Origin of the sequence: Mesorhizobium sp. B2-4-19 (genome assembly GCF_006441315.1) — a bacterium.
GTDB lineage: Bacteria > Pseudomonadota > Alphaproteobacteria > Rhizobiales > Rhizobiaceae > Mesorhizobium.
On the sequence record NZ_VFUV01000003.1, the window covers coordinates 151,250 to 172,328 of the forward strand.

The 21,079-nt window shown below is 63.2% G+C and carries 23 protein-coding genes, 1 tRNA gene and 1 pseudogene; 13 read left to right on the forward strand and 12 right to left on the reverse strand.

Features of this window, described 5'->3' with window-relative positions:
- Positions 1-108 precede the first annotated feature (108 nt).
- From speB to FJ546_RS06805, 3 genes are read left to right on the forward strand one after another with little or no spacing between them, the layout of a single operon-like run.
- The gene (gene speB, locus FJ546_RS06795) at positions 109-1,116 is read left to right on the forward strand and encodes an agmatinase (protein ID WP_140888635.1); all 1,008 of its coding nucleotides are present in this window, start codon (positions 109-111) and stop codon (positions 1,114-1,116) included.
- A gap of 29 nt (positions 1,117-1,145) precedes the next feature.
- Positions 1,146-2,072: an N-acetyl-gamma-glutamyl-phosphate reductase gene (gene argC / locus FJ546_RS06800; protein WP_140888636.1), complete on the forward strand. Its 927-nt coding sequence runs from the start codon at positions 1,146-1,148 to the stop codon at positions 2,070-2,072.
- On the forward strand, positions 2,069-2,911 hold the full coding sequence (locus FJ546_RS06805) for an aminoglycoside phosphotransferase family protein (RefSeq protein ID WP_210243099.1): 843 nt from the start codon (positions 2,069-2,071) through the stop codon (positions 2,909-2,911). Before argC ends, FJ546_RS06805 begins: the two co-directional genes overlap by 4 nt.
- 19 nt (positions 2,912-2,930) lie before the next feature.
- Here the strand turns inward: FJ546_RS06805 and FJ546_RS06810 are convergent, their stop codons facing one another.
- Positions 2,931-4,091 carry a COX15/CtaA family protein gene (locus FJ546_RS06810; RefSeq protein ID WP_246686769.1) on the reverse strand — a complete coding sequence of 387 codons (1,161 nt, stop codon included), beginning with the start codon at positions 4,089-4,091 and terminating at the stop codon, positions 2,931-2,933.
- 152 nt (positions 4,092-4,243) lie between these two features.
- Between FJ546_RS06810 and FJ546_RS06815 the strand changes: the two genes are divergently transcribed.
- Positions 4,244-4,459: a DUF2842 domain-containing protein gene (locus FJ546_RS06815; protein WP_095770414.1), complete on the forward strand. Its 216-nt coding sequence runs from the start codon at positions 4,244-4,246 to the stop codon at positions 4,457-4,459.
- A 62-nt stretch (positions 4,460-4,521) separates the two neighbouring features.
- On the opposite strand, the gene FJ546_RS06820 is transcribed toward FJ546_RS06815, so the two are convergent.
- Positions 4,522-5,580 carry a polysaccharide deacetylase family protein gene (locus tag FJ546_RS06820; protein WP_140888638.1) on the reverse strand — a complete coding sequence of 353 codons (1,059 nt, stop codon included), beginning with the start codon at positions 5,578-5,580 and terminating at the stop codon, positions 4,522-4,524.
- Positions 5,581-5,670: 90 nt separating this feature from the next.
- On the opposite strand from FJ546_RS06820, the gene FJ546_RS06825 reads away from it, so the two are divergent.
- The 3 genes and pseudogenes from FJ546_RS06825 to FJ546_RS06835 all read left to right on the forward strand — a co-directional run bounded on the left by FJ546_RS06825 (position 5,671) and on the right by FJ546_RS06835 (position 8,092).
- On the forward strand, positions 5,671-6,900 hold the full coding sequence (locus FJ546_RS06825; protein ID WP_140888639.1) for a GNAT family N-acetyltransferase: 1,230 nt from the start codon (positions 5,671-5,673) through the stop codon (positions 6,898-6,900).
- Between the two features lie 5 nt (positions 6,901-6,905).
- A pseudogene (locus FJ546_RS06830) lies at positions 6,906-7,250 on the forward strand (aspartate/glutamate racemase family protein); the annotation flags it as partial.
- A gap of 5 nt (positions 7,251-7,255) precedes the next feature.
- A complete protein-coding gene (locus FJ546_RS06835; protein ID WP_140888640.1) occupies positions 7,256-8,092 on the forward strand; it encodes a GNAT family N-acetyltransferase in 837 nt (278 codons plus the stop codon).
- Positions 8,093-8,121: 29 nt separating this feature from the next.
- Here FJ546_RS06835 and FJ546_RS06840 read toward each other — a convergent pair whose 3' ends face one another.
- Positions 8,122-10,404: an exopolysaccharide transport family protein gene (locus FJ546_RS06840; RefSeq protein WP_140888641.1), complete on the reverse strand. Its 2,283-nt coding sequence runs from the start codon at positions 10,402-10,404 to the stop codon at positions 8,122-8,124.
- A gap of 255 nt (positions 10,405-10,659) precedes the next feature.
- On the opposite strand from FJ546_RS06840, the gene FJ546_RS06845 reads away from it, so the two are divergent.
- The 5 genes from FJ546_RS06845 (at position 10,660) to FJ546_RS06865 (ending at position 15,388) form a co-directional block, all read left to right on the forward strand.
- Entirely contained in the window at positions 10,660-11,223 is a 564-nt protein-coding gene (locus FJ546_RS06845; RefSeq protein WP_027046744.1) for a polysaccharide biosynthesis/export family protein, read from the forward strand.
- A 10-nt stretch (positions 11,224-11,233) separates the two neighbouring features.
- Positions 11,234-12,364 (forward strand): glycosyltransferase family 4 protein, encoded by a 1,131-nt coding sequence (locus FJ546_RS06850; protein ID WP_140888642.1) that lies wholly within the window; start codon positions 11,234-11,236, stop codon positions 12,362-12,364.
- Between the two features lie 89 nt (positions 12,365-12,453).
- Positions 12,454-13,989 (forward strand): undecaprenyl-phosphate glucose phosphotransferase, encoded by a 1,536-nt coding sequence (locus tag FJ546_RS06855; protein WP_140888643.1) that lies wholly within the window; start codon positions 12,454-12,456, stop codon positions 13,987-13,989.
- Positions 13,986-15,257, forward strand: coding sequence for an O-antigen ligase family protein (locus tag FJ546_RS06860; protein WP_140888644.1), 1,272 nt, complete (start codon positions 13,986-13,988; stop codon positions 15,255-15,257). The genes FJ546_RS06855 and FJ546_RS06860 overlap by 4 nt, the downstream gene beginning before the upstream one ends.
- A 54-nt stretch (positions 15,258-15,311) precedes the next feature.
- Positions 15,312-15,388 (forward strand) — tRNA-Pro (locus FJ546_RS06865).
- A 738-nt stretch (positions 15,389-16,126) separates the two neighbouring features.
- Here the strand turns inward: FJ546_RS06865 and FJ546_RS06870 are convergent.
- The 5 genes from FJ546_RS06870 to FJ546_RS06885 form a co-directional block, all read right to left on the reverse strand.
- Entirely contained in the window at positions 16,127-16,321 is a 195-nt protein-coding gene (locus tag FJ546_RS06870) for a DUF1059 domain-containing protein (protein WP_080643723.1), read from the reverse strand.
- Between the two features lie 118 nt (positions 16,322-16,439).
- Positions 16,440-16,658, reverse strand: a complete 219-nt coding sequence (locus tag FJ546_RS06875; protein WP_140888645.1) for a hypothetical protein — start codon at positions 16,656-16,658, stop codon at positions 16,440-16,442.
- Between the two features lie 70 nt (positions 16,659-16,728).
- On the reverse strand, positions 16,729-16,905 hold the full coding sequence (locus FJ546_RS31100) for a hypothetical protein (protein ID WP_181167838.1): 177 nt from the start codon (positions 16,903-16,905) through the stop codon (positions 16,729-16,731).
- 164 nt (positions 16,906-17,069) lie between these two features.
- Positions 17,070-17,528: a YbaK/EbsC family protein gene (locus tag FJ546_RS06880; RefSeq protein ID WP_140888646.1), complete on the reverse strand. Its 459-nt coding sequence runs from the start codon at positions 17,526-17,528 to the stop codon at positions 17,070-17,072.
- Positions 17,529-17,713: 185 nt separating this feature from the next.
- Positions 17,714-17,998: a helix-turn-helix transcriptional regulator gene (locus tag FJ546_RS06885; protein ID WP_140888910.1), complete on the reverse strand. Its 285-nt coding sequence runs from the start codon at positions 17,996-17,998 to the stop codon at positions 17,714-17,716.
- Between the two features lie 281 nt (positions 17,999-18,279).
- Here FJ546_RS06885 and FJ546_RS06890 point away from each other — a divergent pair, with 281 nt between their 5' ends.
- Positions 18,280-18,894, forward strand: a complete 615-nt coding sequence (locus FJ546_RS06890; RefSeq protein ID WP_140888647.1) for a hypothetical protein — start codon at positions 18,280-18,282, stop codon at positions 18,892-18,894.
- A 163-nt stretch (positions 18,895-19,057) separates the two neighbouring features.
- Here the strand turns inward: FJ546_RS06890 and FJ546_RS31105 are convergent, their stop codons facing one another.
- The 4 genes from FJ546_RS31105 to FJ546_RS06910 all read right to left on the reverse strand — a co-directional run bounded on the left by FJ546_RS31105 (position 19,058) and on the right by FJ546_RS06910 (position 20,995).
- Positions 19,058-19,372, reverse strand: coding sequence for a hypothetical protein (locus FJ546_RS31105; RefSeq protein WP_181167839.1), 315 nt, complete (start codon positions 19,370-19,372; stop codon positions 19,058-19,060).
- 129 nt (positions 19,373-19,501) lie between these two features.
- Positions 19,502-19,804, reverse strand: a complete 303-nt coding sequence (locus FJ546_RS06900; RefSeq protein WP_140888649.1) for a hypothetical protein — start codon at positions 19,802-19,804, stop codon at positions 19,502-19,504.
- A 116-nt stretch (positions 19,805-19,920) separates the two neighbouring features.
- Complete coding sequence (locus tag FJ546_RS06905; RefSeq protein ID WP_027046741.1) at positions 19,921-20,460, reverse strand: MerR family transcriptional regulator; 540 nt, start codon at positions 20,458-20,460, stop codon at positions 19,921-19,923.
- Between the two features lie 211 nt (positions 20,461-20,671).
- The gene (locus tag FJ546_RS06910; protein WP_010915609.1) at positions 20,672-20,995 is read right to left on the reverse strand and encodes an integration host factor subunit alpha; all 324 of its coding nucleotides are present in this window, start codon (positions 20,993-20,995) and stop codon (positions 20,672-20,674) included.
- Positions 20,996-21,079: the final 84 nt, after the last annotated feature.

The following is a 21,079-nucleotide window of genomic DNA, read 5'->3' on the forward strand; positions in this document are numbered from 1 at the left end:
GTCTTGCCGTGGCACCCGGGCGGCGCCGTTTCGTCTCCCCAAGCTGTGACTGGCATCTTCCATGCCGGTTCTGTAGTTGTTGCACCCCGATGAAAACGAGGACCAGTAATGGCGACCAAGAACATCGACCATGCCTTCACCGCCCGCTCCAAAACGGGCGGCGCCCTTGAGCCGACCTATTCCGGCGCGCTGTCGTTCATGCGGCGCAAATACACCAAGGACGTGAAGGGCGTGGACGCAGTGGTCTGGGGCATTCCCTTCGACGCCGCCGTCACCAACCGGCCCGGCGCCCGTTTCGGGCCGCAGGCGATTCGCCGCGCATCGGCGATCCTCGACAATGACCCGCAATATCCGTTCTCGCGCGATCTGTTCGAACACCTCGCGGTCGTCGATTACGGCGACTGCCTGCTCGATTCCGGCAACCACCAGAAAACGCCGGGCACGATCGAGCGCGAAGCGGCGAAGATCCTGAAATCAGGCGCCTTTCTTTTGACGCTGGGCGGCGACCATTTCGTCACCTGGCCGCTCCTCAAGGCACATGCGGCCATCCACGGACCGCTTGCCCTGGTGCAGTTCGACGCTCATCAGGACACGTGGGAGGACGACGGCAAACGCATCGACCACGGATCCTTTGTCGGCCGCGCGGTCAAGGAAGGCATCATCGATCCCGACCGTTCGATCCAGATCGGCATCCGCACCCACGCCCCTGATACCTTCGGCATCAAGATCCTCCACGGCCACGAAATCGAGGAAATGCGGGCCTCCGACATTGCCTACGCCATCGTCGACCGCACAGGCGGCAAGAAGACCTACCTCACCTTCGACATCGACTGCCTCGACCCGGCCTATGCGCCCGGAACCGGAACGCCGGTGGCCGGCGGGCCGTCCTCGGCGAAGATCCTGTCGACGCTGCGCCAGCTCAACCAGGTCGATATTGTCGGCGCCGATGTCGTGGAGGTTGCGCCGGCCTATGATCACGCCGATATAACGGCGATCGCCGGCTCGATGGTGGCCATGCAGTATCTCGGCCTGCTGGCCGAACGAAAGGCACGGCAGGAAGAGATGAACAACGGCAATCCCAACGGTGCCGCGGTGAATCACGGTAACGGCATATAGTCTCGGAATATCAGGGAATTGATCAGGTCATGAAACCGAAAATCTTCATCGACGGCGAGCACGGTACCACCGGCCTGCAGATCCGGGCGCTGCTTGCCGAGCGAGGCGACCTGGAAATCATTTCCATCCCCACCGAGCGCCGCAAGGAAGCGGCGGCGCGCGCCGAATTCCTCAATGCCGCCGATATCGCGATCCTGTGCCTGCCGGACGATGCGGCGAAGGAGAGCGTCTCGCTGATCGCCAACGATACCACCAAGGTCATCGATGCATCGACCGCGCATCGCGTCGCCGAGGGCTGGGCCTATGGCTTCGCCGAGATGGACAAGGATCAGGCCAAAACCATCGCGTCGGCCAAGCGCGTCGCCAATCCCGGCTGCTGGCCGCAGGGACCGATCGCAACGCTGAGGCCACTGGTCACGTCAGGCCTGCTGCCGGCGGATTTCCCGATCACCGTCAACGGCATTTCCGGCTATTCGGGCGGCGGACGCCCGATGATCGAGGACTATGTCGCCAAGGGCGAGGACGCCTCGGAGTTCCTGCCCTATGGCCTGACCCTGCAGCACAAGCATGTGCCGGAACTGCGGGCCTATGCAAAACTGTCGCATGACCCGATCATGCAGCCGGCGGTCGGCAATTTCGCCCAGGGCATGATCACCGTGGTGCCGCTGCAGCTCGGCGGCCTCGAGCATGTGCCGACAGGCGCGGAGCTTCATGCCGCCATTGCCGACCATTTCGCCGCCATCAAGGGCGGCGTGGTCGAGGTGGCGCCCTATGCACATCTGGAGCGCATGACGGAGATCGATCCCGAGATCTACAACGGCACCAACCGCATGAAGGTCTACGTCTTTGCCAACGACAAACGCGCGCAGGCGCTGCTGCTGGCGGTCTATGACAATCTCGGCAAGGGTGCCTCGGGTGCAGCCGTCCAGAACATGGACCTGATGCTCGGGCTTTGATGGACGCACCAGCCTTCCCGGCGCGTTGGAAAGTCAGCGCGCCCGAACTCATTGCCGAGACCTTTTCGAGCCGCATTTGGCAGGTTGTTCGCGACGACGGCTCGCCGGCCGTCGTCAAGGCGCTCAAGCCTTTCGACGATGTCGCCGACGAGCTGCGCGGCGAGCATTTCCTCGCCTGGCGGCGCGGCGAAGGCGCGGTGCGCCTGCTTGGCCGCGATGGCCACCGCATGTTGCTCGAATATGGCGGCGACACCCTGCTTACGCGGGTTCTCGATGAACAGGGCGACAATGCCGCAACCGCGATCGCGGCCGAGGTGATGACGAAACTGTTTTCGCCATCACGACACCCCTACCCGCCCGCGTTGCAGCCGCTCAGGGAGAGGTACGCCAGCCTGTTCAGGAAAGCCGCAACCGACAAAGACGCGGGTCATGCCAGTATCTATGTCGAGGCTGCGTCGATCGCCGGACGGCTGCTGGATAATCCACACGATATCAGGCCCTTGCATGGCGATCTCCACCACGACAACATCCTGCACGGGCCGCGCGGCTGGCTGGTGATCGATCCGAAAGGCGTGCTCGGCGATCCCGGCTTCGACGCCGCCAACATGTTCTACAACCCGCTCGACCGCGACGCGCTCTGCCTCGATCCCCAGCGGATCGCGCACATGGCCGAAGTCTTTGCCAAGACGCTGGGGCAGTCGCCTGCAGCGATACTGGACCATGCCATCGCCTATGGCTGCCTGTCCGCGGCCTGGCACCACGAGGACAACAATGCGGTCGAGGAGAACCGCGAACTGTCGATCGCCGAGGCGATCCTGGCGGTGCGGCTCACCTTTTGAGCGCCGCAGTCACATCGCGTTAGACGTAGCGGGGCAGTTCGATTGCAATGTAGACTATTGCAGCTGCCAAGAGACCATAGAGAATGTATCTGCGTTTCATCGGTGGCCGTGTCGGCAGTGGATAGGCGCCCTTGGTGCCGCGCCAATGCGCGGCGGCAAAGCCCAATACGATCAAAGCAAATGCCTGATGCGTCAGTGCCATATGCAGCGGCACCTGCATCAGCAGCGTGCCGATGCCGATAGAGGCCTGCACCAGCACCAGCACAAACAACAGCATCGCGCGGCGGGCATGGGTCGAGCCGGGCAGCCGCCGACGCGTGGCGATCATGTGCCAGAGCGCGACGGCGAAGACCGTATAGGCGCCGAGCCGGTGGACGAACTGCACCGTCTTCGGACTTTCGAAGAAGTTGCGCCATGCCGGCTCGAGGATCAGCAGGTCGCCGGGGATGATCTTGCCGTCCATCAGCGGCCAGGTGTTGTAGCTCAGACCGGCGTCGAGCCCGGCGACCAGGCCGCCGAGATAGATCTGGACCAGCGCCAGGAACACGATGATGCCGGCCAGACGCTGCGTCGAGCGATCGGCGGCGGGCTCCGAGTGCGGCGCCAGCCCTCGCGCGACGACCATGGTGGCGGTGAAGATCAGCGCCGCCAGCGTCAGGTGCGTCGCCAGCCGGTACTGGCTCACGGACACACGGTCGACCAGGCCTGAGGCCACCATCCACCAGCCGATGGCGCCCTGCAGGCCGCCGAGAAACAGAATGCCGACCAACTTTGGCCCCAGGCCGCGCTCGATACGGCGGCTCCCCCAGAAGACCAGCAGCGGCAAGGCGAAAACCAAGCCGACGCTGCGCGCCAAGAGACGGTGTGCCCACTCCCACCAGAAGATCGACTTGAACGCCTCGATGCTCATGCCCTTGTTGAGCTCGGTGTATTGCGGGATCTGCTGGTAGCGCTGGAATTCTTCCTGCCACTCGGCGTCGTTGAGCGGCGGGATGACGCCGTGGATCGGCTGCCATTCGGTGATCGACAGGCCGGACTCCGTAAGCCGCGTGGCGCCGCCGACCACCATCAGGGCAAACAGCACCAGAAGCACGACATAAAGCCAGCCGCGCACAAGCGCGCGGTTGTGCAGGTCGCGGTCGCGGGCGACGTATGGCGCGGCGGCTGATATGGCAGCCATGATCTTGTCCCGTCCGGTTGAGGTGGCGGATTGGTGGACCATCGCATTCGTGCTTGCAAGACCATGCAGCGCGGCACGCCGTCGCGCCCGATGTCGCGGGTTGCGCCTGTCCTGCGTTCGGCCTAAGCGGTAGCGATCAACGAGGCCGAGCCATGCCCATTCGCCTGAAAAAGCTGATCGGAATGTTCCTGCTGGTGGCACTGGTCATCATCTATGCCCTGGTCGCATCGATCTTCGCCGTCGCCCGTCTGTCGGAATCGGGTGCGCTGGTGCACTTCCTGTTCTTCCTGTTCAGCGGCCTGCTCTGGGTGCTGCCGGCGATGGGCATCATCAAGTGGTTGATGCTGGAACCGCGGGCGAAGCGCTGAAACGGTTTCAGAGGCATACTCGGCTGGATCAACGCGCACGGCGGATTGACGGCAAACGCCGGTCAGATGGTGACGACCATCTTGCCGGCATTGGCGAGCGGCGTCGTCACGCCCGACAGCATGGTGCGGATATGGGCGAGGTTCTGGTAGCGGCCATTGATCGAAATGCGCGGCAAGGCATGCAGGAAGCCGGCATGTTCGGCGCGCAGCACGCCATGGCGGGTCGTCACGGCGGAGACATAGCCGGCGTCGCGGGCAAAGCCGACCTCTCGGCAACCGACCGCGCTTGCATAGCCATAGGGATAGGCGAAATGGAGTGGTTCGCTGCCAAGCTCTGCTCGCAACATGTCCTTCACAGCGTCGATCTCGCGCCGAGCATCGGCCTCGGAAAGCCGCTTCAGATTGCTGTGGTTGATCGTATGGGCGCCGATCGTGACCAGCGGATGCGCGGCGACGGTGCGGAGCTCATCCCAGTTCATCAGCGTCCGCAGGCGCGAGGCATCCGCGTCGACGCCATTTGAACTGGCGAGATCGCGCAGCACGGTGCGCAGATCTTCCTCGCGAACCTCGGTGGCGAGGTAGGCGTGCAACCGGGTTATGGCCTGGTATTTCCGGGCCGGGGTCCCGCAATCGATCACCGCCGGACCATTCGAGGTCGACAAAGTCAGGCGGTCGGACGCGTTGACGATATCCTCGGCCACATCCCACCACAGATCGGCGGTGCCGTCGATCAGCCCCGGCGCCACATAGATGGTAATCGGCGCGCCGTGCTTCTCCAGCACCGGCAGGGCCTCGGTCATGTTGTCGCGATAGGCATCGTCGGCGGTGATGGTGGCGAACCGGCCGCCCTTGCCGCCTGCCTTGATGCGCTCCACGGCCTCGTCCATCGAGACGAAAACATAGCCGTCCGCCTTCATGTCGGCGATCACGGCGTCAAGGAAACGGGGCGCGATGTTGAGGTGCCGGTTGACGCTGTCGGGTTTTTCCGGTGTCGCCGTCACGCGGTGCAACATCAGGATGGCGCCGATGCCGCCGACAAACGGCCTGGCCAGCGGTGCGAGGCCGGTATAGCGGGCGACGTTGAGCGCCAGTTTCCGGATTGCCTCCCCACCGTCGATCATTCATTCACCTTTTGCGCCTAGGCTGATCCAAGCACGGAATACGCCTGAGCGCCCCCCAAATCGGGATCAATACGCCTTAAGGATTGAGGTATGATTGACGCAATGGCGTCATTTGACGGCAATCGGCTCGCGGCGACCGAGGCTTCGCCACGCGCCCTGCCGAAGGATGCCGCCGGGCCATCGGTCTCCGTGGCAGGCGCAGAGGGGCTTGCCGCTTATGCAGGGTTCTGCCGCTCGGCGCTTTATGCACCGGCACAGGGCGCGACATGGATCCTGAACTGGGCCGCGCAGTTCGAGCCCGATCTGTTCGTGGCGACGCTCACTCTCGGAGGCAAGCCGGTCTTCGCGCTGGCGCTGGAAGTTGTCAGCCAGGGGCCGTTCCGGGTCGCCCGTTTCATGGGCGGCCGCCATGCCAATGGCAATTTCGCGGCCGCTGACCCGCAATGGCTCGCCAAGGCGGAAAGCGCGACCGTCGGCTCAGTGTTTTGGGCCATCGCCAAGGCTCGGCCCGACATCGATCTCATCGCGCTGGAACGATTGCTGCCCGATCTCGATGGCATCGCCAATCCGCTCGCATCGCTCGATCATTTCGCCAGCCCCAATCTTTCGCTGGCCGTCGACCTTGGCGGGGGCTTCGATGCGCTGCTGCTGCGCGCCAGCGGCAAGCGCAAACGCAAGAAACATCGCTCGCAGATGCGCAAATTCGACGCCGTCGGCAGCCATCGGCGCATCGAGGGGCGCAGCCCGGACGAGGTGGGGCGATTGCTCGACGCCTTCTTCGAGATGAAGGCGCTCCGCTTTCGCAAGATGGGCATTGCCAATGTCTTCGGCGGCGACCAGACACGCGCCTTCTTCCGGGCGCTGTTCACGCAGGCCCTGGCCGAGGACACGCCCTCTTTCGTGCTGCATGGCTTGGAGGTCGCCGGCAAGCTGCGCGCCATCACCGGGTCGAGCCGCTGCGGCAAGCGCCTGATCTGCGAGTTCGGCGCGATCGCCGAGGATGATCTCGCGCACAGCAGTCCCGGCGATTTCCTGTTCTTCGACAACATCCAGGAAGCCTGCGAGACGGGTTTCGCCATCTATGATTTCTCCGTCGGCGACGAACCCTACAAGCGGCAGTGGTGCGATGTCGAAACCAGGCATTTCGAGGTGCTGGTCCCGCTGACGCTGAAGGGCCGAGCGCTGGCGCAGACGCTTCGCCAGGGCGCACGGCTGAAGGCTTTCGTCAAGAACAGCCCGACGATCTGGAAACTGACCAAGATGCTGCGCCGCAAGGCAGCCGGACAGGCAACGCACGCCGTCACGGACGACGAAAACTAGCCGCGGGACGGGCGCGTGTGCGGGCAGCCGACATTCCGGTGCTGGCGCTCGAGGATCCGGCATCGGAAGTGGTTGGCAAGCTGCGCGACGAGATCGCCCGGGCCGTGGAGCAGGATCGTGCCGAGGCGATCGTGCTTGGCTGCGCCGGCATGGCGGACCTTGCGCAGCAGTTGCAGGCGGATTTCGGACTGCCTGTCATCGACGGTGTCGGCGCCGCGATCAAGCAGGCCGAAGCGCTCATCGCACTCGGCCTTTCGACATCGAAGCGCGGCGCCTACGCCAGCCCGCTGGTCAAGCCCTATCGCGGTATGCTGAAATCGTTCTCGCCCGGAGCTGTCGCCGCGGAGTGAGCACCATGAATCGAACCATCCGCACGCTGTCGCTGGGGGAACTGACCGACCTCGTCGACTGGGCGGCTGCGGAGGGCTGGAATCCCGGCCTCGAAGACGCGGCGATGTTCCAGGCGGCGGACCCGGAGGGTTTCATCGGTGCCTTTGTCGGGGATGAAATGGTCGCCGCGATCTCGGCGGTGGCCTATGGACAGGATTTCGGTTTCATCGGCCTCTACATCTGCCGCCCGGACATGCGCGGCAAGGGCCACGGCAAGGCCGTGTGGACCGCGGGCATGGACAGGCTGTCCGGGCGTACCATCGGCCTCGATGGCGTCGAGGAGCAGCAGGCCAACTACCGGAGCAAGGGGTTCGAGCCGGTCTACGAGACCATCCGCTACAGCGGACGCCCCGCGATGCTGCCCGCTGGCGCCGAGCGGCCTCGTATCGTGACCGCGCAGCCGGCGCCCGACATCATCGCCTATGATTCCCTTTGCTTTCCCGCGCCCCGGCGGGCCTTCCTGCAGCGATGGCTGCAACCGCCACATCATGCCGTAACGGCGATCACTTCGCGGGGAACGGCCGGCTATGCGGTGGCGCGAGCCTGCCGAAGCGGCTTCAAGATCGGCCCGCTCTTCGCCGACGACAAGCAGACCGCGCTTGAATTGCTCGGGGAACTGGCGGGCGCGTGCGAGGGTGGCGAATTGAACATCGACGTGCCCGCCACCCAGGTGGATTTCATCGCGGCGCTCGGGGCGGCCGGTTTCGCACCGACCTTCAGCACCGCCCGCATGTACAAGGGCGCGCCGCCGAAGCTCGATGCCAAGAGGGTGTTCGGCGTGACGACGCTGGAGCTGGGATAGGTAGGGGGGCGCCGCTGAACGCGGTTTTTTCAGGCCGCGGAGCGCCGTCCCGGAGTGCCCGGCGGCTCGTGGCCAATCGGTGTCACCAGCGTCAGGTCGGGGTAGCCGCTCTCGATCAGATTGACCGCGGCCCTGGTGACCTCGTCGTCCGGTTCGAGCATGGACAGGAACACCTCCGTGGCATCGGCCCCGAGACGGCTGATGCCTTGCGCGTCGGCCGGCCCGCATTCGACCACCACCAGATCATAGGCGGTGGTCAGTGACTGCATGATGATCGGCAGCCGGTCGGCGGCGCGCATGGCGCGGACCGGATCGGCGGTGCCGACGGGAATGACGTGGCAGTCCGAATAGAGATCGGCATGGATGACGTCGCTGAACTGCGCCTGCGAGGCGAGCAGATCGGTGATCCCCGGGAAGAGCCCGCAGTCCAGCATCGGCCGCGAGGCGGCACCCGAGGCGGTGAGATCGAGCAGCAGGACGCGCAGGCCGGCGTCGGACACTTCGCGCGCCACCAGGATCGCCGACGCGGCTGCCTCGTCGCCTTCGGGCGAAACGAATATGGCGCGGGCGGCTCCGCTGGCAATCAGCTTTTCCGCGGCCTTCTCGATGTCGATTTCACCCAGCACCGAGCGCGGCCGCTGTACTTCTACAACCGGCTCCGGCCCGGCGACCGATTCGACTTCGGCGACAGGCTCTGCCTTGGCGGCAGGCTCGGGCTCGGCAACGGGCCGCGGTTGCGCCACCATCGCCGGTTCCGCGGCCGCTTCGGGCCATTGCGCCTCGGCGCCACGATCGGCGAACCCGCCGGCGACAGCCGGCTCCAGGCGGGCAGATGGCTCAGGGGCATCCGGCTGCTGGCGCGCCGTTGCCGGCATGGCCACTTCGTCGATCGGCGCAAAACGGGCGCCTGGAGCCGGGCGCATGGCGCGGCCCGAGAAGAGTTCGCGCAACAGCGTGAATATGGCCGCCAGCAGAAGCGAAGCCGCCGCAGCTGCCCCAACGATCGGCCCAACCTTGGGGAAGTATGGCTCGGAGGGCACGGAAGCCGGTGAGGCGACGCGGGCGTCGACCGGCACATAATTGCGGTCCTGACGCGAAGCTGCCTCGCGGTAATTGGTCAGATAGAGCTCGAGCTGCTGGCGCTTGGCGGCGGCGTCGCGCTGCAGCGCGTCGAGATCGACCTGCTGCTCGCCGGCCTGCGCCGAAGCCGCCTTCAGTTGGTTGACGTCGGCGACGAGCTGGCTTTCGCGCGCCTTGGCGGCGTCGGCCTGCATCACCAGGCCCTTCATGATCTTCTGGGCTTCGCTGCGTATCTGCGCGTCGAGATCGGCGAGCTGTGACTTTGCAGCGCGAACGCGCGGGTGGTTGTCGAGCATCGTCGTCGACAGGTCGGCGATGGTGGCGCGCAGCTCGGCCTGCCGCTCCCGCAAACGCTGGATCAGGTCGGACGACAGCACTTCCGGCAGCGTATCCAGCGAGCCGCCATTCTGCAGCGCCTTGCGCACGCTGTCGGCGGTGCCTTCGGCCGCGGCGCGGTTGGCCCGCACCCGCGACAATTCGGTCGACAGCTCGGCCAGCTGCTGGGTTGCCAGGGTGGCATTGTTGCCGCCCATCAGCAGGTCGGACTGCGCGCGATAGGCTGCGACCTTGGCCTCGGCATCCCTGACCTGCTTCGACAGGTCGGCGATCTCGGGCGCCAGAAAGTCGGCGGCGGCGGTGTTCGATTCGCTCTTGGCCGCGCCCTGCCCCGCAATATAGGCAGCGGCAATAGCATCAGGGATGGCGGCGGCGAGCTTGGGATCCTCGGAGGAGAACTCGATGGCGATGATGCGGGTCTTTTCAACGCCGAAGACGTTGAGCTTCTCGCGCATCTTCTTCAACACGCGTTCGTCGGCCGGAACATCCATCGGATCGTTCTTCAGCCCAAGCAGGATCAGCACGCGGCTGACCGCCGACATGTTGATCGTTTCGTCGAACTCACGCAGCCGCGCCAGGCCGAGTTTCTGCGCCACCTGTTTGAGGATTTCGTTGGACGAAATGATCTGGACCTGGGTGGCGACGCCTTGTTCGTCCAGGATCGGCTTGTCGCCATCATTGTTGCTGCCGGCCGGCCGGGTGTAGACGGATTCGCGCGGGGCGATTTCCACCTGCGTCTGGGCCTTGTAGTGCTTGGTCGCGAACGAAGCGAACGCAAACGCCAGACCAGTCACCGCCAGAACGAAGAGCAATATGCGCAGCCAGTTCCTCGCCAGGCTGGCGAAGAGCTGCCTGAGGTCAACGTCGACATCTGCGGCCGCGGACTGAACGGACATGCATCCCTACTCCGAAACTGGGTCAGGATGCACCGTAAACAACTATGGTAACTCAGCCGTTAAGATCGCGGTAATACTCCATTAGGAATACTGACTGCGCCCAAGAAAAACGATAAAAATGGCAAAACCCCTGCTTCGTGCAGCGCTATCGGCGAGCTCCTTTACCGGCCATTAACCCTAACAGGATGATAACGGACGCGATCCCAGATGTTTGCTGCGACGCCGCAGCGGCCAGTCGAAGGTACGTATCCGGTCATGAAAAGCACTGCTTCCCTCTTTCACGCTCTGCTTGCCGTATCGATGCTTGCCGGCTGCTCCAGCTACCGCCCGACGCCGGCAGCCTTCCACGAGGTCCTCGACCAACCTTACCGTCTCGGCGCCGGCGACCGTGTCCGCGTCACGGTGTTCGAGCAGGATGGCCTGACCAACACCTACAGCGTCGACCAGTCCGGCTACCTCTCCTTCCCGCTCGTCGGCGCCATTCCGGCGCGTGGCCACACCGCGCAGCAGATGGAAAAGGAGATCGCCGACAAATTGCGGCAAGGCTATCTGCGCGACCCCGACGTCTCGGTCGAGATCGATCGCTACCGGCCGATCTTCGTCATGGGCGAAGTGGGTGCCGCCGGTCAGTATTCCTATGTGCCCGGCTTGACCGTGCAGAAGGCCATCGCCATTGCCGGCGGTTTCTCGCCACGCGCCAACCAGGAAAGCGTCGACATCACCCGCGACATCAACGGCAAGGTGATGACCGGCCGCGTGGTGACATCCGATCCTCTGCTGCCCGGAGATACCGTCTACGTCCGCGAACGCCTGTTCTGACAGACACCACGTGGCGGACAAGCTCAGGATCGTCCACTGCTTTCGTTCACCGGTCGGAGGAATTTTCCGGCATGTGCGCGACCTGACCGAAGCCCAGGTCGCCGCCGGCCATGTGGTCGGCATCGTCTGCGATTCGACCACCGGCGGCGAATTCGAGGAGCGCCTGTTCGAGCAGATGAAGGACATGCTGGCGCTCGGCATCCATCGCACGCCAATGCAGCGCCATGTCGGCCCGGGCGATCTCGCCTCGGCCCGGCGCACCTACAGGATCATCAAGGAATTGCAGCCGGACGTGTTGCATGGGCACGGCGCCAAGGGTGGCGCCTATGCCCGTCTGTTCGGCTCATTGTTGCGGGTATCAAGGTCTCGCGTAGCCCGCCTTTATTCGCCGCATGGCGGCTCCCTCCACTATGATGAAACGACAGCCACGGGGAAGCTGTTCTTCGCGCTGGAGCGCTCCATGGCGCACTTCACCGATTGCCTGCTGTTCGTCTCGGACTACGAGCGGCGAACCTATCGCAGGAAGGTGGGCGAGCCGCCGATCCCCAATACACTGGTCTACAACGGACTGCGCGCCGCCGAATTCGAGCCGGTACTCATCGGGCCCGATGCGGCGGATCTGCTCTATATCGGCATGATGCGCGACCTGAAGGGGCCAGACATCTTTATCGACGCCCTGGCCGCCGCCGGCCCGCGGCTTGGCCGCGCGCTGAGCGCGGTGATGGTCGGCGACGGCGACGACCTGCCGCGCTACCACGCGCAGGTAAAGCGCCTGGGACTTCAAGGCCATGTCCGCTTCCTGTCGCCAATGCCGGCCAGGGAAGCCTTCGCACTTGCCGAACTCGTCGTCGTTCCATCCCGCGCGGAAGCCATGCCCTATATCGTGCTGGAAACACTTGCCGCGGCAAGACCAATGATCGCCACCTCCGTCGGCGGCATACCGGAGATCTTCGGTTCCGGCTCCCCTGCCCTGATCCGCCCCGATGCGGCCGAACTGGCCGGCAAGATGAGCGAGGCGCTGGCCGACCTTGCCGCTTATGGCGCCCTGATGCCCGATGGCTCCGGCCTCAGGGCGCGCTTTGGCGCCGACGTGATGGCCGCCGAAATCGAGAAGGCCTATTTCGCCGCGCTCGGCAGGTAACGCCTGAGCCTTTCCAAAGCCACGCGTTGTTTCAAGGGTTTCTTAGCTCTCTTTTGCTATTCACCCGGGGGAAGCTTGCGGACTGTTCCATGAATGAGATCGATCCCGCGCACCGCTTTTCACCCGAAGCGGTGCGTAAATTCGACCGACCGACCGATGGCGATGCGCCCGGCGGCATGAACGACGTCGCCCGGCAGGTCGCGTCGCAATACCGGCGCGATACGATGTCGCCGATCATGGTCAGCGGCGTCCTGCGCATGGTTGAATTCGGGGTGCTGTTCCTCTCGGGGCTCTGCGTCTATTTCTACTTTGTCGGGTTCTTCAATTATCTCGCCTGGCAATATCCGGTGACGATCGCCGCCGCGTCGTTCCTGGCCGTGGTGCTGCTCGACGTCACCGACTGCTACCAGGTGATCTCGTTAATGCGGCCGATCGCCAATTTCGGCCGCATCCTGCTGGTCTGGGCCGGCGCCTTCGCGCTGATGGCGTTGACAGCCTTCGCCATGAAGATGTCGGAAGATTATTCGCGGCTTTTGTTCGGCACCTGGTTCGTCGTCGGTTTCGTCCTGCTGTTCGGCCTCAGGCTGGTCATGTCGAGACTGATCCGGCGCTGGGCGCGCGACGGCCGCATGGAGCGGCGCGCCGTCATCGTCGGCGGCGGCAAGGCGGCGGAAATCCTGATCCGCTCTGTCGAAAAGCAGCCTTACAACGATATCCGCATCTGCGGCATCTTCGATGACCGCTCCGACAAGCGCTCGCCGCCGATCGTTGCCGGCTATCCCAAGCTCGGCACAATTTCGGAATTGATCGAGTTCGCCCGCATCGCCCGCATCGACATGCTGATCGTGTCGCTGCCGCTGACCGCTGAAACGCGCGTGCTGCAGCTGTTGAAGAAGCTGTGGGTGCTGCCGGTCGACATCCGGCTTTCGGCGCATTCCAACGCGCTGCAGTTCCGTCCGCGCGCCTATTCCTTCATCGGCTCGGTGCCGATGCTCGACATTTTCGACAAGCCGATCAACGACTGGGATTCGGTCGCCAAGCGCACTTTCGACATCGTTTTCTCGCTGATCGGCATCATCGTCTTCTCGCCGGTGATGCTGGCGACCGCGATCGCCATCAAGCTCGACAGCAAGGGGCCGGTGCTGTTCAAGCAAAAGCGCCACGGCTTCAACAATGAGATCATCGAGGTCTACAAGTTCCGCTCGATGTACACGGACCGGTCGGATCCGACCGCCAAGCAGACCGTGACCAAGAACGATCCGCGCGTCACCCGTGTCGGCCGCTTCATCCGCAAGACCTCGATCGACGAACTGCCGCAGTTCGTCAATTCGCTGCTGGGCTCGCTGTCGCTGATCGGCCCGCGCCCGCATGCGATCGCCGCGCAGTCGCACAACCTTCTCTACAACGAGGTGGTCGACGGCTATTTCGCTCGCCACAAGGTCAAGCCCGGCGTCACCGGCTGGGCGCAGATCAACGGCTGGCGCGGCGAGATGGACACCAACGAGAAGATCCGCATGCGGACGGAGTACGACCTCTACTATATCGAGAACTGGTCGCTGCTGTTCGATCTCAGAATCTTGTTCCTGACGCCGATCCGGCTGCTCAACACGGAAAACGCCTATTGAGCGCGATTTCCCATGAACTGCCGCAGGCCGCGGTCAACGCCAAGCTGACCGCCCTGATTTCCTCCAGTGCGGTGGTGGTCGGCATCCTTCTGTCCGGCTTCGTCATCAGCGAGCCGGCGCCTTACGAAATCTACATGGCCGGGCTGATCGCGATCTGGGCGCTCTTCGGCCTGCGGATTTCTCGCGTGGCCATGCCGCTGCTGGTGCTGCTGGTGACGATGAACATCGGCGGCATGATCTCCATGACGCAGATGGCGGACCTCGCCTTCACGCCGCTCTATCTCTCGGTGTCATTGTTTCTCGCCTTCAGCGCGGTGTTCTTCGCTTCGGTGACAGCCACGCAACCAGGCCTCTACCGGATGATCTTCAACGCCTATGTCGTCTCGGCGGTGGCGACCTCGCTGCTCGGCATAGCCGGCTATTTCCATGCCTTCCCCGGCGCGGAGATATTCACCAAATACGACCGCGCCGCCGGCGCCTTCCAGGATCCGAACGTCTTCGGCCCGTACCTGGTGCTGCCCGGCATCTATCTGCTCTATCTGATCCTGACAGGTTCGGTCACGCGCATGCCGCTGCTGGCGGTGCCGCTGCTGATCATCGCATTGGGCATCTTCTTCTCCTTCTCGCGCGGCGCGTGGGGCATGTTCGCCGTGTCGGCGGTACTGCTCACCGGCTGCCTGTTCCTGCAGAGCGCCAGCGGCAAGTTCCGGCTGCGCGTGGTGATCATGACCATCGCCGCGCTGTCGATGCTGACGATCGCCATCATCGTCATCCTGCAATTGCCCGGCGTGGCGGAGATGTTCTCCAGCCGCGCGCATCTCGAACAGAGCTATGACACCGCCCGCCTCGGCCGCTTCGCCCGCTACGGAATCGGCTTCCAGATGGCTATGGAGCGTCCGTTCGGCATCGGGCCGCTGGTCTTCGGCAAGATGTTCGGCGAAGACACGCACGACATCTGGCTGAAAATGCTGATGGACTATGGCTGGCTTGGGTTCGTGTCGTTCCTGACGCTCGTCGTCTGGACCATGGTGGCCGGGTTCCGCATCCTGCTGCGCGACCGGCCCTGGCAGCCCTATCTGTTGTGCGCCTATGTCGCCTTCATCGGCAATATCGGCCTCGGCACCTTCATCGACATCGACCACTGGCGCCACATGTATCTGTTGCTCGGGCTGGTGTGGGGCGCCATCGCCCTGGAACACCGCCATCAGCGGCTGTCGCGGCCGGCATTTCCAGGCGCGCCCGCGATCGCATCCACACCCGTGGACTAAACGCCGAATTTCGGTTGACCCGGGCAGGGTTATCACGATACATCGCGCTCGGTCCGGAGTGTAGCGCAGCCCGGTAGCGCACTTGACTGGGGGTCAAGGGGTCGTCGGTTCGAATCCGGCCACTCCGACCATTTTGAGACAAGGACTTGCCCCCAAAAGTCCTCCTTCATTTCCATCTCCAGGGTAACGCAGAGGGTAACACTCTCCCTTTCGGTGACGTCCAGCGAGCCGGCGGCGCATCGTTCGCGTCTGCCCGTTGGTCGGGACTTCTTATCCCATTTGGATTCGGCACCGGTGCCTCTCGGACATCTCGCGGTGGTGGATCGACATGTTCAAGCTCCGAGGGCGATTGATTGTCGCGATGAGGGATTGGTGTCTTCTTCGGGTCGGGCTCCTTCGGAGGAGGATCTTTGATTTTGTTTTGCATATCCAGTTTCCTCCAACCCCTGTCGGCCGCGGGAGTAGCCGCGGCGCTGCTACAGGGAAAACCGAATCGTCAGCCTCTTGTTCCCGGGCCCATTAAAAACCCGCCACCATTAGGCAGCGGGTGCTGGCGCGGAACGAGGCTGCGGAAATGACGCTGAAATTCGTCAGGCGCACCCTGCGCTTGAGACACTACATCTGTCGGCGGCAGCCCATGCATATGCGCTCTGGCTCTACATTGGAGTGAGCGGACGCGTCGGGCCAGCCAGCACAGCGCTCTCGAGCCAGACTGGCCCAGCGGCCACCGCTGCCGGTATGCGTGCCCTTGTCGGTCATTGCCCGCCACCTTCCGAGAGGTTGCCGACGGACCGATCGCAAAGCTTCACCAATGTCGCGTCGGACGCTCGGCCAGAGCCGGGCGGAGCTTTACCCAGAGCCGCCTGGGCTCAGGGAGCAGGTGCGCCTTCGTGGATAGATTTCCTGACCTCGGAGCGGAACTCAGGCGTATCGTGTTCCCCATGAACAGACACAGCGTGTTGTACCGCAGCCTCGATCAGTTCGTCCTCCCGATCTGCGGAGATTGCAACGGTGCATTTCATTTCGCTCGGGAATTCTCGGCAATCAATGTATTTGCGTGCCATAGGTTCCTCCTGGAAACCTCGCTGTTTTTCGGCGACCAAACACCATACTCCTGTCCGCTGACGCAAACAATCTAGGTCTATCTCAGCTTGAAACTATTGCAGACAAAAGGGCGCCAGTTCAATCGAGCTTCTGGATGCGCCCCTTTTCGAGGCGGAACACCCCGTTGTTCCCGCCTTGGCGCTCGAAATCGCTCTGAAGTTCATCCCATGTGCCAAGATACTGGCCGCACTCGGCGCAGCTGATCGGCGTTGAAGGTTGAGCGTCTGTTGGGATCTGCAGACGGATGATGCCGCAATAGGGGCACTCCAACAGATGGTCAAGATACTCGCCGGCCATGATCACTTTCAGCACCCCGCCCGGAACTATCGGGCGAGCAAGCCGCGAACGCAAGGGCTGCAGTTCAAAATTACAAGCCGGCGCCGCCTGCCTTCTTCAAGGCGCGGGCGTGGAAAAGAAGCGAAGAAGAGTTAGGCCCTAGCAGTCGCACCAGGTCTAGCGCCTGCTCTTCTGATATCCCGGTTTCGATCACCAGGGCTTTTACGACCTGAGCCTGTCTGATTGAATTGGGATTGGTTTCCGCCACGTCGCGCGCTCCCTGGTGAGGCGGGAGCGCAATGCGGTCTCTCAGCCGGGCGCGCCTTTTGCTAGTTGCACCCGATATCATTCAAACTAGCGTAAAGATTCGATTAGGCAACTCTATCGGGCGAGGTCGTCGGATTTTCGGCCACGCGGAGCATCGCTCGATCGCTATTGGCAGACATCGATCCATTCGGCGCCGGTGAGGTCGACCATGCGCTGCGGTGTAACCCGTACCGCGGCGTTGGTGGCGCCCGCGGCGGGCACCACCTCTTGGAATTCCCGCAGCGAGACGTCGCAATAGACCGGCAGCGGTGCCGGCAGGCCGAACGGGCAGACGCCGCCGACAGGATGGCTCGTGGCGGCAACCACTTCGTCCGCGTCCAGCATACGCGGCTTGCCGCCGAACTGGTCCTTGAACCTGCGGTTGTCCAACCTGGCGATGCCGCTGGTCACCACCAGCATGGTGCGCTCGCCGACGCGTAGGCAGATTGTCTTGGCGATCTGCGCCGGCAGGACGCCATGCGCCTCCGCCGCCAGCGTCACCGTCGCCGAGCTTGCTTGCGTGACGATGACCTCGATGTCAGGCGCATGAGCGGCGAAGAAGGCACGAACGGAGTCCAGGCTCATAGCGAAAAAACCACGGTTCACCTCGGTACATGGCAGACGCGATCGGCGCGGATTTGGATGCCGTAGGTATAAACACGCGCGATCTGTAAGTCGGCAAGCCCGGCCTGCTGGAGAACGCCGTGGCATCAACAAGAAACCCGCCAGGCGGGCCTTGGCGGGTTCTTTTTTGCGTGGCTGGTCCTGGCCTATGCCAGTGGTCGGCCTTGCGCGGCCGGTTTCGGCGCGGCGGCAACGATGAGGGCGTCCTGAGGCAGGCGAAGCGCGGACGCAATACGACGCAGCTTCGACGGATCGGCCGCCAGGCCGTTCTCGATGTCCTCGATCTCGCCGACCGATAGGCCGCAAGTCAGGGAAAGCTCTTCCACACTGTATCCGCGGGTTTCCCGCAAGGCTCTGAGGGTGGTGTAATTCGGCCCGATCTCACTGGCTAACGGTTCGGAGAGGGCATGGCTTTTTGCATTGTTGGGCATTGGCAACTCCGCTGGCTGAAAGAGTTTGATCAAAAATGGAGCGTTGCCTGAGACGAGCGGGAACATGCCCGCTCGCCAGCGATTTGCCAAGAGCCAAACAGGCCGTCACGCTATCGTGAACCGGACCCGCGAGGCGATCCACGAACATCGACGCCATCAAGTTCTTTTGAACGGCCGGTACCTTTTTGCCCGGAGGTTTAGGCCCACCTGTTCGTTGTTCTGATGCGCCGGCGTGAAAACCATCCGGTTCCAGCCGGCCCGTTCCCAGAAGGATCCCCGCTATGAACTTCAAGACGTCCCTCCTCGTGCTCGGCACGATTTCCAGCCTTTTCATCGCCGGAGCGGCGACCGCCCAGGCGGCTGACACGCTGCGCGTGCGCGGCACGGTGGTCAGTTTCGAGCCGTCGCTGCTGACCGTCAAAACCCGCCAGGGCGACACCTCCGCGATCAAGCTCAATACCGGGTGGAAGATTTCCGGCGTCGCCAGCGCCTCGCAAAGGGACATCAAGCAGGGCGATTTCCTCGGCATCGCCTCCGTCTCGAAGGCGGACGGCGGCAGCGGCGCGCTGGAGGTGGTGATTTTCCCAGCCGCCCTGAAGGGCACTGGCGAAGGCGACCGTCCCTGGGATCTGCAGCCGAACAGCCGCATGACCAACGGCACAGTGGCCGACGTCACCGACATAAGCGGGCGCGCCGTGACGCTGACCTACGACAACGGGCAGACCAAGAAGATTTCGATCCCCGACGGCACGCCCGTTGTGACCTTCGCCCCGGCCACACCGGCCGATCTCAGGCCGGGCGCAACGATCTTCGCCGCCGCCCAGCGCGAGGCTGACGGGACGATGAGTTCCAGCCGCGTCGTGGTGGGAAATAATGGCGTGATCCCGCCGATGTAGCCAAAATCAGCGGCAAGAGCCGGCTTTTCGGCCCTCACAATAAAGTGTCGGGAAGCCGGTTCCCCAGAAACACGCCGGAAACAAAATTCTACAATCGGGAAATACTGACGAAAAAAATCAGGAGCGTAATTCCATTCGCGGCGATCGGGCCATCGACCCGATTTTAAGATCCGCAGGCGAAAGAAGGAAACGATCCATGAAGAAGTCCCTCCTCTCGGCCCTCGGGCTTGCAGTTGCACTCGCTTTCACGGCGCCGGTCATCGGTGCGACGAGCGCCGATGCGGCCCCGATGGCAAAGCATCATCGTCATCATCGGGTCCATCATCACCATGTTCGTCATCACCGCGTTCACCACTACGTTCATCACCGCCACCACATGAAGAAGGCCTACTAAATACAGACTGCCAACGAGAAGACCGGCCTTGGTTGCTTGTTCAAGGCTGGTCTTCTCCTGGTCCTGCAATGCCAGGCCCGACACCAGCCTTCGCAAACAGGACCAGGCATCCCGATGATGGCCAGGCCGATATCTCCTGGATGGACAGCATCGTTCTGCCGGTCGCGCGATTGCAGCTCACGCTTCGCCAACACTTATGACCGAGAGCGCCCCTTAGCGCCGGCTGAACAGCAGGCTGGCGATCAGACCAAGCACCACAAGCCCAACCGCGGCGGCCGCAGCCGGATGGTCACGAGCCGATTTCTCGACCGCCCTGCCCTGTTTGCGGATTGCCGGCATCGCATCGCGCAGGCGTCCCGCGAGATCCGAATATGTGTCGAGCGCGGCATCGCGGCCATCTTCATAGTAGGCGCCACCCCGCTTTGACACCGCCTTGCGCAACGCCGCGAGTTCCCTCGAGAGGGCCGCGACCTGCTTTTCGAGGTCGATGTCAGAAAGGGTCGAAAAAGATGCCATCATGCGTTTCCTTGTCTTGCCATGCGAGGTCGTCTTGCTGAACGACGTCTTGCGGAAGGAAACGTAACGCCTGACCCCAAGACGGGTTCCGGTCTCGAGGCTTCAAAGCGCGGCGGTCAGCGCACTTGGTCAAGAAGGCGCTTGCATTCCAGGAGGTCGAACAGCGCCTCCTGCAGCAGCGCGCGATTGTCGCGCGACAGTTTCGACGAGTCCGGCTGAACCGGACCTTCCTCATCGCTCTTGCCCAGGCCGAAAAAGCGACGGCTCGGCTTGACCCTTGGCTGGCCGACCAGCTCGTCATCGCCGCCGCGCGGCTGCGCCGCCGGCGTCAGCGGCACCTGATCGGCCTGCTTTCGTTGCGAGATCGCCTCGACGGCGGCCATGTCGCCATTGCCGATTGCAACCAGGAAATGATTGCCGTTCTCGCGCAGCAACTTCTGCACGCCCTTGATCGTGTAGCCCTGGTCGTAGAGCATGTGGCGGATGCCCTTGATCAGTTCGACATCCTGCGGCCGGTAATAGCGACGGCCGCCGCCGCGCTTCATCGGCTTGATCTGGTTGAAGCGTGTCTCCCAGAAGCGCAGCACATGTTGCGGCAGGTCGAGATCTTCGGCGACCTCGCTGATGGTACGGAAGGCGTCAGGGCTCTTGTCCATGGGCGAAATCCTCACGCTGGAGCGTGATCCGGAACGGTCTTCAGCGAGATCAGGCTCAACAAAGAGAAGCTCATTCCATTTGCGCGGAATGGACCATACGCTGAACACCAATCCGGCCATGCTGCCGAATCGGGCCTTATTTCAGCGGTTTGTGAAGCAATATTCAAGCCCGGCGTGATCGCGGGGCCGGTTTTCAACCGTACAATGAAGGCTATTTGCCGCCCTTTGCCTTGCTGTTCTGGTGAGAGCGCAAGATGCGGTTCTTAAGCACGTTGGACGATTTGAACGTCATCACCCGGCGCGGCAGGATCGGCACCTCTTCGCCGGTCTTGGGATTGCGTCCGATGCGCTCGTTCTTGGAGCGGACATGGAACGTCGCGAAAGACGACAGCTTGACCGTCTCGCCACGCACAATGGCTTCGCAGATTTCGTCCAGCACGGCTTCGACCAGTTCGGCGGATTCAGTGCGCGACAGGCCGACCTTTCGGTAAACGGCCTCAGCCAGGTCGGCACGCGTAAGTGTCTTTCCCCCCATGCGACCGTCCCATCAGTTCAAAACGCAAAATCGGCACAACAACGGCAGAGCCTAAGTAATTGATCCGGCAAGGTCAAGGACCGA

Coding starts and splice junctions, on each gene's coding strand:
- FJ546_RS06820 (WP_140888638.1), bottom strand. CDS start 5,580: ATGATCGACGGTGGGGAGGCAATCCGGAAACTGGCGCTCAACGTCGCC.
- FJ546_RS06905 (WP_027046741.1), bottom strand. CDS start 20,460: ATGGACAAGAGCCCTGACGCCTTCCGTACCATCAGCGAGGTCGCCGAA.
- argC (WP_140888636.1), top strand. CDS start 1,146: ATGAAACCGAAAATCTTCATCGACGGCGAGCACGGTACCACCGGCCTG.
- FJ546_RS06870 (WP_080643723.1), bottom strand. CDS start 16,321: ATGGCACGCAAATACATTGATTGCCGAGAATTCCCGAGCGAAATGAAA.
- FJ546_RS06890 (WP_140888647.1), top strand. CDS start 18,280: ATGAACTTCAAGACGTCCCTCCTCGTGCTCGGCACGATTTCCAGCCTT.
- FJ546_RS06855 (WP_140888643.1), top strand. CDS start 12,454: ATGAATGAGATCGATCCCGCGCACCGCTTTTCACCCGAAGCGGTGCGT.
- FJ546_RS06815 (WP_095770414.1), top strand. CDS start 4,244: ATGCCCATTCGCCTGAAAAAGCTGATCGGAATGTTCCTGCTGGTGGCA.
- FJ546_RS06875 (WP_140888645.1), bottom strand. CDS start 16,658: ATGGCCGGCGAGTATCTTGACCATCTGTTGGAGTGCCCCTATTGCGGC.
- speB (WP_140888635.1), top strand. CDS start 109: ATGGCGACCAAGAACATCGACCATGCCTTCACCGCCCGCTCCAAAACG.
- FJ546_RS06880 (WP_140888646.1), bottom strand. CDS start 17,528: ATGAGCCTGGACTCCGTTCGTGCCTTCTTCGCCGCTCATGCGCCTGAC.
- FJ546_RS06840 (WP_140888641.1), bottom strand. CDS start 10,404: ATGTCCGTTCAGTCCGCGGCCGCAGATGTCGACGTTGACCTCAGGCAG.
- FJ546_RS06825 (WP_140888639.1), top strand. CDS start 5,671: ATGATTGACGCAATGGCGTCATTTGACGGCAATCGGCTCGCGGCGACC.
- FJ546_RS06845 (WP_027046744.1), top strand. CDS start 10,660: ATGAAAAGCACTGCTTCCCTCTTTCACGCTCTGCTTGCCGTATCGATG.
- FJ546_RS06910 (WP_010915609.1), bottom strand. CDS start 20,995: ATGGGGGGAAAGACACTTACGCGTGCCGACCTGGCTGAGGCCGTTTAC.
- FJ546_RS06810 (WP_246686769.1), bottom strand. CDS start 4,091: ATGGCTGCCATATCAGCCGCCGCGCCATACGTCGCCCGCGACCGCGAC.
- FJ546_RS06835 (WP_140888640.1), top strand. CDS start 7,256: ATGAATCGAACCATCCGCACGCTGTCGCTGGGGGAACTGACCGACCTC.
- FJ546_RS06900 (WP_140888649.1), bottom strand. CDS start 19,804: ATGGCATCTTTTTCGACCCTTTCTGACATCGACCTCGAAAAGCAGGTC.
- FJ546_RS06885 (WP_140888910.1), bottom strand. CDS start 17,998: ATGCCCAACAATGCAAAAAGCCATGCCCTCTCCGAACCGTTAGCCAGT.